The organism is Lacticaseibacillus parahuelsenbergensis (genome assembly GCF_030770265.1).
Classification (GTDB): Bacteria; Bacillota; Bacilli; order Lactobacillales; family Lactobacillaceae; genus Lacticaseibacillus; species Lacticaseibacillus casei.
This window is the reverse complement of the sequence record NZ_CP132482.1, coordinates 1706633-1718065: the sequence shown is the minus strand read 5'-3', so window position 1 is coordinate 1718065 and position 11433 is coordinate 1706633. Positions and strand designations below refer to the sequence as shown.

The 11433-nt window shown below is 48.0% G+C and carries 13 protein-coding genes; 8 read left to right on the top strand and 5 right to left on the bottom strand.

Going from position 1 to position 11433, the window contains the following annotated elements:
* The first annotated feature begins 19 nt into the window (after positions 1-19).
* The gene (gene argR, locus LACPH_RS08075) at positions 20-475 is read left to right on the top strand and encodes an arginine repressor (protein WP_306386591.1); all 456 of its coding nucleotides are present in this window, start codon (positions 20-22) and stop codon (positions 473-475) included.
* A 98-nt stretch (positions 476-573) separates the two neighbouring features.
* On the opposite strand, the gene LACPH_RS08070 is transcribed toward argR, so the two are convergent.
* A complete protein-coding gene (locus tag LACPH_RS08070; protein ID WP_306386590.1) occupies positions 574-1404 on the bottom strand; it encodes an RluA family pseudouridine synthase in 831 nt (276 codons plus the stop codon).
* A 111-nt stretch (positions 1405-1515) separates the two neighbouring features.
* Between LACPH_RS08070 and LACPH_RS08065 the strand changes: the two genes are divergently transcribed.
* The 3 genes from LACPH_RS08065 to LACPH_RS08055 all read left to right on the top strand — a co-directional run bounded on the left by LACPH_RS08065 (position 1516) and on the right by LACPH_RS08055 (position 5088).
* Positions 1516-3558, top strand: coding sequence for a PBP1A family penicillin-binding protein (locus tag LACPH_RS08065; protein ID WP_306386589.1), 2043 nt, complete (start codon positions 1516-1518; stop codon positions 3556-3558).
* A 22-nt stretch (positions 3559-3580) separates the two neighbouring features.
* Positions 3581-3928, top strand: a complete 348-nt coding sequence (locus LACPH_RS08060) for a YlbF family regulator (protein WP_306386588.1) — start codon at positions 3581-3583, stop codon at positions 3926-3928.
* 191 nt (positions 3929-4119) lie between these two features.
* Positions 4120-5088 (top strand): 3'-5' exoribonuclease YhaM family protein, encoded by a 969-nt coding sequence (locus LACPH_RS08055; protein WP_087912309.1) that lies wholly within the window; start codon positions 4120-4122, stop codon positions 5086-5088.
* Positions 5089-5180: 92 nt separating this feature from the next.
* On the opposite strand, the gene LACPH_RS08050 is transcribed toward LACPH_RS08055, so the two are convergent.
* The 3 genes from LACPH_RS08050 to LACPH_RS08040 form a co-directional block, all read right to left on the bottom strand.
* The gene (locus LACPH_RS08050; protein ID WP_010487850.1) at positions 5181-6086 is read right to left on the bottom strand and encodes a peptidylprolyl isomerase PrsA; all 906 of its coding nucleotides are present in this window, start codon (positions 6084-6086) and stop codon (positions 5181-5183) included.
* Between the two features lie 147 nt (positions 6087-6233).
* Entirely contained in the window at positions 6234-6593 is a 360-nt protein-coding gene (locus tag LACPH_RS08045) for a YtxH domain-containing protein (RefSeq protein ID WP_306386587.1), read from the bottom strand.
* The gene (locus tag LACPH_RS08040; RefSeq protein ID WP_010487852.1) at positions 6590-7024 is read right to left on the bottom strand and encodes an HIT family protein; all 435 of its coding nucleotides are present in this window, start codon (positions 7022-7024) and stop codon (positions 6590-6592) included. The genes LACPH_RS08045 and LACPH_RS08040 overlap by 4 nt, the downstream gene beginning before the upstream one ends.
* A gap of 97 nt (positions 7025-7121) precedes the next feature.
* Between LACPH_RS08040 and LACPH_RS08035 the strand changes: the two genes are divergently transcribed.
* From LACPH_RS08035 to trmB, 4 genes are all read left to right on the top strand, one after another.
* Positions 7122-7853: an ABC transporter ATP-binding protein gene (locus LACPH_RS08035; RefSeq protein WP_306386586.1), complete on the top strand. Its 732-nt coding sequence runs from the start codon at positions 7122-7124 to the stop codon at positions 7851-7853.
* Entirely contained in the window at positions 7850-9064 is a 1215-nt protein-coding gene (locus LACPH_RS08030) for an ABC transporter permease (RefSeq protein WP_306386585.1), read from the top strand. The genes LACPH_RS08035 and LACPH_RS08030 overlap by 4 nt, the downstream gene beginning before the upstream one ends.
* 209 nt (positions 9065-9273) lie before the next feature.
* The gene (locus LACPH_RS08025; protein WP_306386584.1) at positions 9274-10047 is read left to right on the top strand and encodes a phosphotransferase family protein; all 774 of its coding nucleotides are present in this window, start codon (positions 9274-9276) and stop codon (positions 10045-10047) included.
* A gap of 404 nt (positions 10048-10451) precedes the next feature.
* Entirely contained in the window at positions 10452-11090 is a 639-nt protein-coding gene (gene trmB, locus LACPH_RS08020; RefSeq protein ID WP_306386583.1) for a tRNA (guanosine(46)-N7)-methyltransferase TrmB, read from the top strand.
* On the opposite strand, the gene LACPH_RS08015 is transcribed toward trmB, so the two are convergent.
* Complete coding sequence (locus tag LACPH_RS08015; RefSeq protein WP_306386582.1) at positions 11087-11428, bottom strand: hypothetical protein; 342 nt, start codon at positions 11426-11428, stop codon at positions 11087-11089. The genes trmB and LACPH_RS08015 overlap by 4 nt on opposite strands.
* Between the last annotated feature and the right edge of the window lie 5 nt (positions 11429-11433).

Sequence of the window (11433 nt, the reverse complement as noted above, 5' to 3'; positions counted from 1 at the left end):
TCATGGTGGAGGTATTGGGATGAACAAAAATGAACGACAGGCAGCGTTGGCGCGGATTATTAACCAAAAGCCAATTGCCACCCAAGAAGAGCTTCTGGCAGCATTAAAAGCGGCCGGCATTGATGCCACACAGGCAACGATTTCCCGCGATATTCGCGAAATGAAAATCGTCAAAGCACAAGACGCCACGGGAACGCTGCGGTATACGATTTTTCGTGGCTCGGCGGAATCACAACTCGAGCGTCTAGGCCGTTCGATCCGTGAAGTCGGCTTGTCAATCACCCGGGTTCAATTTATGAATGTCATCAAAACACTGCCGAGTAACGGTAACTTGCTAGCTGCGATCATTGACGATATCGATTTCGAACAGGTCGTCGGCACCATTGCGGGCCATGATACCATCGTGGTCATTAGTCCCGATGAAGAGCAGGCGAAGTGGTTTGAAGAAGCATATCGGCATGCTTTTGATCGGTGATGGCGGTGTTGCTCAGGTCATGTGTGCTGAGTTTACAAAAGACGCCATAGTGGTTGGATATTGCTAACCATTATGGCGTCTTTCCATGTTATCCAAAGCTAGAACGGCACCGGACTAGTGACGGCGAGTTGTTCGTCACTAAGCGGCTTTGTAAGGCGAACGCGATAGGCGTGCAGGCGCATTCGCGGTTCATCACTTGGCAATGCGTATAATGGATCACCGATGATTGGATAGCCGATGCTGGCGAGATGGACGCGGATCTGGTGGGTGCGGCCGGTTTCCAGGCGAAGCAGAACGGTGGCAGTTGTCGCTGTTTCCGCAATCCGTTGGTAATGGGTGACAGCCGGGGCACCATCAGGACGAATCATCCGCTTGCGTTTGTCTTGCGGATCATGGCCGATCGGTGCGTCAATACGGCCTTCTTTGGGGATGCCGCGCTGAACTACGGCAAGATAGTCGCGGTGCATGGTTTTGGTCGCCAGCTGCCGATTAATAATGGCTTGTGCAAGCGGATTTTTGGCAATGACTAAAAGTCCGCTAGTCGCCATATCGAGCCGGTGCGTGATTAGCGCCGGTTGAGGGGCCAAGTAGGCCGCGGCCTGATTCATCAAGGTGCCGGTTTCGCCCGGCTGATTCGGATGGGTTTTCATGCCTGCAGGTTTGTCGACAATGAGTAAATTGTCGTCTTCAAAGCGGATATTGAGGTGAGGCGTTTCCGACACATAGGCCAGGCGAATCGGTTCGTCGTAAGTCATGGCGACACGGTCACCGGTGACTACTGGTTCGTTAAAATGGCGATAATGCCCATTTACCTGGATCGAACGGGCAACGCGCATCTGATGTTGCCGTTTGCGGGGAATCAACCAGGATTGAAGCTGATCACGCAGGCTGGCATGCGTTTTAGCAATGGAGACAATTTGAAATAACAAAAGTTTTCCTCGTTTCCTTTGTCCATAAAGTTTGCTTAAAAACCTGAAGCCGGGATTTAGGTAGCGCCTGGCTATGCTACAATAAATAAGATTCACAATAGGAGGGCAGGCATGGAATTTTTATCACGTGTCTGGCAGGGCATTCGGTGGTTCTTCCGCCGGTTTCAGGTGATTCGTTGGCTGATTTTAGTCGGTCTAACGGTCATTTTGGTGTTCTCTGCCTGGTTTACTTATAAAGCCAAAACCGCTGATGTTCAAAATATTAAAAGTACCTTGCAAACCAAAACGGTCATTTATGATGATAACAATGAAGAAGCAGGGACGTTGTATGGTCAAAAAGGGACCTATGTTGAGTTAAACGACATTAGTAAGCAGGTCCAAAATGCGGTGATCTCAACAGAAGATCGAACTTTTTATACCAATGGCGGGTTCTCGATTAAAGGGATCTTGCGTTCTGCATTCAATTACGTGATCCACCACGGTCAGATTATGGGTGGTGGTAGTACGATTACCCAGCAGCTCGCCAAAAATACGTTATTGACGCAGAAACAGACGATCATGCGTAAGGCGCAGGAATTGTTCATGGCCATTCAGCTGAATAAAGTTTACTCCAAGCAGGATATCCTTGCCATGTATCTCAACAATGCGTATTTTGGCAATGGTGTTTGGGGCGTGCAGGATGCGGCGAAACGGTATTTTGGCAAAAATGCCAGTCAATTGGATGCCAGTGAAGGGGCCATTTTGGCAGGGATGCTGCGTAATCCCAGTTACTACAATCCTGCTGACCATAAAGGCAACGCCATTTCCCGACGCAATGTCGTTTTACAACTCATGGTCGATAACAACAAGCTCACCCAGGCACAGGCCAATGCGGCCAAAGCCCAGTCGGTGCAGGTTGTCGATGCCTTTTCAACGGCTAATGCGCAAAAATATCCGTCTTATTTCGATTCGGTTATTGAAGAAGCGCGGAGTGAAGGTATTAGTGTCGATGTCATTCTGAACAAAGGTTATAAGATTTACACGAACCTAGATCAAACGTATCAGCAGAATCTGCAAACCAGTTTTGAGCAGAACTGGGCATTCCCGGCCGATGCTGCGGATGGTAAACAGGTTCAAGGTGCCTCCATCATCTTGGATCCCAAAACCGGTGGTGTGCGCGCAGTCGTGGGCAATCGCGGTGAGCATACTTTCTTAGGGTTTAACTATGCCACCCAGCTGCGCAATTCACCCGGTTCGACAATTAAGCCGCTGATGGTATACACGCCGGCACTGGAAAATGGCTACCATTACGATTCGATTTTGAAAGACGAAAAGCTTAGTTATGGCAAAAATCAATATACACCGACCAATGCTACGGGAACTTATCTGGGCACTGTGCCGATGTATAAGGCGCTGGCGGATTCGATTAATGCGCCGGCGGTATGGTTGTTAAACAAGATCGGCGTTCAAAAAGGCGTTTCCAGTCTTGATCGTTTCGGCATCCAACTCAAATCAAGCGACCAGAACCTAGCAGCGGCACTGGGGGGGTTGAAAAACGGGGTGTCCCCGCTCATGTTGGCGCGGGCGTATGCGGCGTTTGCCAACGGCGGTAAGCTGCCGACGACCCATTTTATCCGTAAAATTGTCGATGCGACGGGCCAGACGGTGGTCGATAATTCGAATCCGCCAAGCCGGCAGATCATCTCCAAAAAAGTGGCCCAGGAAATGACCAGCATGATGATTGGCACGTTCAACGAAGGCACCGGCTCGACGGCCAAACCATCTGGCTACACCATTGCCGGGAAAACCGGCAGTACCGAAGTGCCAAGCAGTTGGGGCTATGGTACAAAAGACCAGTGGGTTGTCGGATATACACCGGATATCGTCAATGCGACCTGGATCGGTTATCCGACAACCGACAGTCAGCATTTCCTGCAGGGCACAAGCACTTCTGGCGTAGCACCGTTGTTCAAGCTTGAAATGTCCAAATTAATGCCCAATACCCCGCAAACTGCCTTTGATACCAAGGATGCGGCACAAATGGCAAGTATTCAGACACCAGAAAAAAATGACGATATTTGGCAAGGAATTCAAGATGGTATCGATAAAGGCATAGACAGTGCCAAGCAAACTGTGGGAAAATGGTATGATAATATCAAGGGCTGGTTCAAATAGGCTCAAAAAAGTGAGGTAAAGTATGGCAAACGTTTACGACACCGCTAATCAGATGGCGGAAGATATCAAGACCACTCAGGAATTTCAGGATCTCAAGAAGGCTTTTGATCTGTTGAAGTTGGACACCGTTGCTTATGGCTTGTTCCAACAGTTTCAGCAAAAGCAATACGAGATGCAGCAAAAGTCAATGCAGGGAGAGGATTTTACGGATGAAGAAGTGAAATCGCTGCAGGCACTTGGCGACAAGATGCGCGACATCCAACCAATCCAAAACCTGATGGCCAAGGAACAAGGCCTGTCACAGATGATGGACGAACTGAATAAGATCATTTCCCAGCCAATTATTGATGTTTATCAAAGCAAACCTTAATCAGTTAACTGGGTCAGTGTAGGTGCTGAATCCGTTTAGGAACCTGCACTAGAAAAAGTTCCGGAGAGCGTCATCTCTGGGGCTTTTTTATTTTGGCAACAAGTGACGAACAATTGAGACCTTCCTTGTACTTTAGGACTGACATCGGTATGATTTAGTTAGCTTGTATAGTAAAGGAAAAGGTGACAACCGTGGCAAAACGGCTTTTTGATTACCATAATGAAGAAGATGTACGGCTTCCCGTGCTGATTAAATCGGCTGAAGTTCGCGTAGCCAAGAATGGCAAAAAATTTATTGCGATGATTTTCCAGGATAACTCCGGCCATATTTCCGGGAAGTTCTGGGATGCCACCGCTAATGATATTGCCCAGTTTAAAGCGGGTGAGGTGGTTCGGCTATCCGGAAAACGTGAACTATACCAAGGTAATCCGCAAATCAAGATTTATTCAATGCGCCTTGCAACACAGGAGGAGGGCAACGATCCCAAGAATTTTGTCGAGCGGGCACCGGAAGCGCCTAATGCCATGGAAGAAGAGCTGAATAGCTTTATTTTTGAGATCACCAACGCCAACTGGAATCGCATCGTCCGTAAGTTGATTAACGATCACAAAAAGGCGTTCTTCAGTTATCCGGCTGCCAAGTCGAATCACCATGCGTTTGCTGGCGGGCTGGCGTTTCACACGCTGAGTATCTTGCGGTTGGCCAAAAGTGTCACCGCTCAGTATTCGAGTCTAAATAAAAGTCTGCTATACGCCGGGGCCATTTTGCATGACTTAGGCAAAACCATCGAATTAAGCGGATCGATTTCGACCGATTACACAGTACCCGGGAATTTAATCGGGCACATTGTCTTGATTGACGAGCAAATTGTGCTGGCTGCCCATCAGCTTAAAATCGACATCAATGGGGAAGATATGTTGCTGTTGCGGCATGTGGTTTTGGCCCATCACGGATTGCTTGAATATGGCTCACCGGTTCGCCCGCAGTTATTAGAGGCGCAAGTGCTGCATGAGCTGGATGAGATGGATGCCTCTATCAATATGATGACCACCGCTTACCAGCATGTTGATCCGGGGACGTTTACCGAACGACTTTTTGGCATGGATAATCGCCGCTTTTATCGGCCGACAAATGGTCAGACATTTCCGGATCCACATTGATGTCATTAAGCAAGCATGACTAAAAACTGAAGGTACGCAAAAAGGCTCGCGCCACGTCCGCGAGCCTTTTGTTATCCTGTTTGGGCTAGGTTTTAGTTGGAAGTGCTTGAACTGCTTGAGCCGCTGCTCAGGTAGCTTGAAAGAACGTCTTTAAGGTCGTTATCCTTAATTGAAACGTTAGCCTTCTTCAAGACTTTGGTAATAACACCGTTCATCACGGTCTGATCACTCTGCCATGAAGTGTAAATCTGATTTTCCAGATCCTTCTTGTGTTCCTTCATGGTACCTTTCTTGCCGATGGAAATGGCACGAATGACATGGTACCCATATTGGGTCTTAACCGGTGTTGTCGTGATATCGCCAGGCTTTTTGAGCTTGAAGGCAGCCGTCTTGAAGGTTGAATCCAAGCTGGTATCCGTGTTATCGAAGGCAGTTAACTTACCACCTTTATTCTTGGTACCTGTATCGATAGAGTTCTTCTTGGCCAAAGCTTCGAAGTTCTTTTCGGTTGGATCCTTTTGATAATCGGAAATGATTTGCTTAGCTTCATCTTCGGTCTTAACCAAGATATGTTGTACCTGAATCTTTGGTTGGTACTTCTTCCACTGAGCTTCAATTTGTTTGGTCGTTGGCTTCTTCATGTCCTTTAAAGCAACTTCGGAATACAACGTTGTCCGGATTTGATCTTTGAAGCTTGATTCGGTGTAGCCGTTTTGTTCAAGCGTTGAATCAAATGAAGAACCATATTGCTTCTTCAGCTTGTTGAACTGGCTGTTGACCTTTTTGTCTGATACCTTGTTCGGGTATTGTTGTTCTAACGCCTTTAAAACGATCATGTTACGTAAAGTCGCTTGACCGGTGGTGGTCTTCTTCATGGCGTTATAATACTCATCTTTGGTGATCTTGGCACCCTTCATATTTGCAACAGTGCCGCTTGAACAGCCTGCTAAGGTCACTGCTACAAACAAGCCAACAACGCCGAGAATCCATTTTTTCATGCAATCACACATCCTAATCTAAAAAGTTTCTGTTTAACACTGCCGTCTACTATACCATAACTTATCGCCACACGCCGATCTTCACATAACTTTCAATAATCCGTCACGGCTTGGCGACAATTGCTTAGGCCATTTTCAATGTTTTGGTTAAGGTTTTTCTATGGACGTCGGTGGTTGGGTGCCGAGTTCGTTGACCGCCTCGTTGATATTGTCGACATGTTCCTGAATTGCTACGGTGCGCGGCGCTGTTTCGAATTCGAACGTTTCAACGCTATTCGTAATATCTTTCATAGCTGGCTTGAGCGTTTGATCAACTTCGGCTGACAGGTTCGTTAGCGTCTCACTTAGGTGGTTGACGCTTTGGCGAACTTGGGTGACGCCATTGGCAACGCCGTTAAAATAAGCCGCGATCTCCTGTTGCCGTTGCGGGCCGGTTTTTTTGGCCGTCAATATTCCATAAATCGTACCGGCAACCGCGCCTAATAAAAAGCCGTGACGAAATTTCATGCTTGTGCCTCCAGCTGGTTGCGAATTTTGGCGGCAACGGCCTCAAGCTTGGCATTATCGTACTGAGCGCTGTGATCGCCGAAATGCATACCGAAGTCGTCTTGATCGCTGTAGCGCGGGATCAAGTGGATATGTGAATGAAAGACGCTTTGATAAGCAACTTTGCCGTTATTGTTCAAAATGTTCATGCCTTTGATCGCCGGATTGCTTGCCTTAATCGCCCGGGCAATTTTAGGCACCCGTTCAAAAACTGCGGCGGCCAGGTCGGTATCATAGGCAAAAATATCGGGAACGTGTTTCTTAGGTACGATTAACGTATGGCCCGGCGTAACCTGCGTGATATCCAAAAACGCCTTCACGACATCGTCTTCATAAACCGGAACGTTGGGAATCTCATTGCGAACAATTTTACAAAAAATGCAATCAATCATGTCCTTGCCTCATTTCTGCTTACGCTTTTGTTAATAGAAACCTTGATTTCATGCTATCATATCCCTAACTGAAATTATACAGATAGGGACTGGTAAGATGACTTTAACAATTGATGGACTCACTGGCGGTTACGGCAATTTAACGATTCTCAAAGATGTCAGCTTCTCGGTACCTTCAGGCAAAATTGTCGGGTTAATCGGTCTTAACGGGGCAGGTAAATCGACGACTATTAAACATATTATTGGTTTACTGACGCCCCAAGCCGGCACAATTGACTTAAACGGTAAAACATTAAATACCGATCCAACCGGTTTTCGTGCCAGTCTATCTTATGTACCGGAAACCCCGGTGCTTTATCCGGAGTTGACGCTTCGCGAGCATCTTGACATGACGATCATGGCTTACGATCTTGATAAAGACGCAGCTTGGCGCGAAGCCGATACGATGCTGGAACGGTTCCGCCTTGACAACAAACTGGACTGGTTCCCGGCTAAATTTTCAAAAGGTATGCAGCAAAAGGTGATGATAGTGGCGGCGTTTATGACGCATGCCCAACTATTCATCATCGACGAACCGTTTACCGGTCTTGATCCGCTGGCCATTCATGATCTTTTGGACATCGTCACGGCTAAAAAGCAGCAAGGGGCATCGGTGCTCATGTCAACGCATATCCTGGCAACCGCCCAGCAGTATGCTGACGAGTTTGTGTTGATCAAATCCGGAAAAGTGCGGGCGACCGGCGACATGGCCTCCCTGAAGCAACAATTCGGTTTGCAGGACGGCAGCCTGGATGATATTTACATGAAGATGACGGAGGAAAAAGCATGATCAAGTTGTGGCGAACCCGCCTCCGTCAACACGTACAAGAACAGCAAAAATATTTGCGGTTGGTGTTTAACGATCATTTCGTTTTGATTTTGCTGATTTTGTTTGGCGGTGCGCTTTATGCATATAGTCAAATTGTTAAAACCTTGCAACCTTCTGGATGGCTTGCTTTAGGACTGGCTCTGATTTTCACCGGCTTTCTGAGCCTTGGTCAGCTGGCCACGCTTGCGGAAGCACCGGATCAAATTTTCTTGTTGCCAAAAGCCGAAGCCTTTAAAGCTTATTTGTTGAAGGCACGCCATTATAGCATGATCCTACCTGGCGTCTTGTTGACGTTTACGAGTTTAGCGATGTGGCCGTTATTTGCGCAGCTTGGTCAGGATCCGGCAAGCGGAACGATGGCATTGCTCGTGTCCTTGTGGTTGTTTAAAGATCTTGATTTGTGGTTGCAGTTTTTACAGCGGTACCACCTGCCGATCCGCTGGCATCACCAGCGGCTTATACTGCTTAACATTGCGTTCATCGCCTTGTTTGGCGGATTTTACCTTCATCCTGCCATGACGCTTTTGGTGGCGTTAATCTTGGATCTTGTTTTTAGATGGCAGTTAAAATCGGTGCTTGACCAAGGGCAATTGAATTTTTCCGCTTTAATTAGCTTGGAAGAGGCACGAATGGGGCGGCTGTATCGGTTTTACAATCTCTTTACCGATGTGCCTGGCTTAGCCAACAGTGTCCATCGACGCCGATATCTGGATGGCTTGTTGAAACTGGTCAAGCCCCAGCAGGCAACGACATGGCTATTCCTGTATTTGCGTGGCTTTTTGCGCGGCGGCGAATACCTTGGTTTGTATGTGCGTTTACTCGTCATCGGTGCCGTGATCGTGGCCGTTTTGTCACCGTGGTGGCTGGTGCTGGGCTTTGCCATCTTGTTTCTTTACATGGTCGGGTTCCAACTGTTACCGTTTTATTATCAGTATGATGATATTGTCTTTGTGCATTTGTATCCCGTGGCGCCTGAGCAGAAGCCGGCTGCGTTTGAGCAGCTGTTAACGGTTTTGCTGTTGATTGAAGTACTGACATTTACGCTTGTGACACTTGTTCGGCTGCAATGGTTGGCAGCCGGGTCAATCTTCATCGGCGGGGGACTTTTCGTGTGGGCATTTACCCGCTGGTATGCGCGCATGCGGTTAAAACAGCATCACGTCATGATTTAATCCTGTTTGGCTGACAGCTCTAAGTCAAATCAAAAACGTTCGGTGGAAAATGAAAAGCCTGCGTATTTCGTCAGGTCAGCTGCAATTGGCAGTTAGTCTTGACGGGTAAATCGCAACTTAGTAATATGAAACGTGGACGCACGAGCGCCTGGGAGTGTCTTTTTGATGACTAGAACCATTCCTGCGGCCAGATATAAGGAGTAGTGCCTATGGAGTTTGAATTAGATGCCGGGTGGTCCCTGCAGCCTGCAGGCGGTTCCACCGGAAGTGCGTTTCTTGGGGTTTATGCGAATCAAAAATATTTCCTTAAACGTAACGCGTCACCATTTCTTGCGGCACTTTCAGTTGAACACATCACCCCGCGGTTGCTATGGACGCGCCGGGTCAGTACCGGCGATGTGTTAACCGCACAAGAATGGTTAGACGGCGAAACGTTGACCCGCGAGCAAATGATGCAGCCGGTCGTCGCCAGCATGTTAGCAAAGGTGCACCACTCAAGTTTATTAAAGCGAATGCTTCGCCAAGTTGGCGGTCAGGTGTTGGATCCTGATCAGTTACGCCAATCGTTGTTGCAAAACTTTCCCGAAAATCTCGCGGCCCAACCGCGAGTGGAGCAGGCACTGGCGGAGATCCAACGCTGGGTGCCGCGGGTGACCGTGCAAAGTGTCTGCCACGGCGACCTGAATCACAAAAATTGGCTGCGAGCAAACGGCCGCCTGTATTTAGTTGATTGGGAGCAAGTGGCGGTGGGCGATCCGGCTTATGATCTTGCCGATGTCATGGCGCATTATGGTAACCACGACACGTGGCCGGCGTTCCTAGCAGCTTATGGGGCAAACGTGGATGATCATTTGCAACATCGGCTTTATTGGTACAGTGACCTGCACTTATTAAGCGATATGAAGACCGCTGCGTTACATCAGCGATCGGATGAAGTGGCAAAAGCCCTGCGCCAGTTCGAAGTACTGCAATCCACACATTGAAGTGGTGCAACAAGTATCAAATCAAAAGGCCTGTGGCAAAATGGCTTTGTCGCGGGTCTTTTGATTTGTTGAGTGTGAGCCGGCGCGGTTAGAAGCCGGAGCATAAGTGGCCTTGAATCTGAATGGCCGGGCTTTGGCCATTCAGGTTCAAGGTCCTTATGTGCAGGCTTCTGCGCCGGCGAACGCGTTATGGAGAACTGAGCGTGAGCCAGCCCGGTTAGAAACCGGAGTGTAAGTGGCCTTGGGCGTGATGGCCGGGCTTTGGCCATTGCGACCAAGGTCCTTACACGCAGGTTTCTGGGCTGGCGAACGCGTTACGGCAGCCACCAGCCCTAAACAAATATGCAAGTTGACTCAAAAAATCACCGCATTAAACAATACTCAAAGATAAGGAAACGATACCAATGCGATTACGTAACAAAACATGGGCTAAACCATTGATTGAGGCTCATCCAGAGATGATCCTCGTACGGCCAGAAAAAATGCCCGGTCAGTGGCAGACACGATTTGCTCAGAAGCAGCCACTATATCTTGAAGTCGGCTCTGGCAAAGGGCAGTTTATTGTTGCCATGGCTCAAGCCCATCCGGAATATAATTTCATCGCTTTGGAATTGCAGGAGGCGGCCATTGCCATGATTCTAAAGAAGCAGGTGGCGTTAAAACTGCCTAATCTTCAGCTCGTTTTAGGCGATGGCGCCGATTTAACTGATTATTTTGCTGATGGTGAAATTAGCGGTTTGTTTTTGAACTTTTCCGATCCATGGCCAAAAACCAGACACGAAAAAAGGCGGCTGACTTATCGTGACTTTTTGCGGCAATATCAAGCAATTATGAAACCAAACGCGTTGCTGCAGTTTAAGACCGATAATCAAGGGCTTTTTGAATATTCGTTGGTGAGCATGAATAACTTTGGCATGACCTTTGACCTCGTGTCGCTTGATCTTCATCACGACAAGCGCGTTACAGATAATGTGCCAACCGAGTATGAGGAGAAGTTCAGTGCTGACGGCGGCCGGATTTACGAGTTAGTCGCGCATTTTTAGTTTTCAACCAAGTGAAGTTGGTGGAGTCGCCATAAATAGCCATCAGGTTGTACCGCAAATTCAAATTGTTGGCGTGTATGGTGTTGACGTATCGTCAGGCCGCCTGTATAAACTCGGATATGGTGCTGATTAGGCGTTTCAATCGTTGTCGGATACATGGCAATCCAACTGTTCTCAATGGTTTCGCGGTTTGCGAAACCGGCTTTAATGTTGGCTAGGAGCCGATTAGGGATGGTTCGGTAATAAAGTCGGTGATGAATCAGCACCGATGTTCCCGCTGTGATGATGCCGGTTGCTAGCCAGACAGCAAAAGACGATCTTAATTTCGAAACTCGCATGATAG

Excerpts from the sequence above, each read along its gene's own strand:
- argR (WP_306386591.1), top strand. The coding sequence starts at position 20 with ATGAACAAAAATGAACGACAGGCAGCGTTGGCGCGGATTATTAACCAA.
- LACPH_RS08065 (WP_306386589.1), top strand. The coding sequence starts at position 1,516 with ATGGAATTTTTATCACGTGTCTGGCAGGGCATTCGGTGGTTCTTCCGC.
- LACPH_RS08060 (WP_306386588.1), top strand. The coding sequence starts at position 3,581 with ATGGCAAACGTTTACGACACCGCTAATCAGATGGCGGAAGATATCAAG.
- LACPH_RS08050 (WP_010487850.1), bottom strand. The coding sequence starts at position 6,086 with ATGAAAAAATGGATTCTCGGCGTTGTTGGCTTGTTTGTAGCAGTGACC.
- LACPH_RS08045 (WP_306386587.1), bottom strand. The coding sequence starts at position 6,593 with ATGAAATTTCGTCACGGCTTTTTATTAGGCGCGGTTGCCGGTACGATT.
- LACPH_RS08040 (WP_010487852.1), bottom strand. The coding sequence starts at position 7,024 with ATGATTGATTGCATTTTTTGTAAAATTGTTCGCAATGAGATTCCCAAC.
- LACPH_RS08035 (WP_306386586.1), top strand. The coding sequence starts at position 7,122 with ATGACTTTAACAATTGATGGACTCACTGGCGGTTACGGCAATTTAACG.
- LACPH_RS08030 (WP_306386585.1), top strand. The coding sequence starts at position 7,850 with ATGATCAAGTTGTGGCGAACCCGCCTCCGTCAACACGTACAAGAACAG.
- LACPH_RS08025 (WP_306386584.1), top strand. The coding sequence starts at position 9,274 with ATGGAGTTTGAATTAGATGCCGGGTGGTCCCTGCAGCCTGCAGGCGGT.
- trmB (WP_306386583.1), top strand. The coding sequence starts at position 10,452 with ATGCGATTACGTAACAAAACATGGGCTAAACCATTGATTGAGGCTCAT.
- LACPH_RS08015 (WP_306386582.1), bottom strand. The coding sequence starts at position 11,428 with ATGCGAGTTTCGAAATTAAGATCGTCTTTTGCTGTCTGGCTAGCAACC.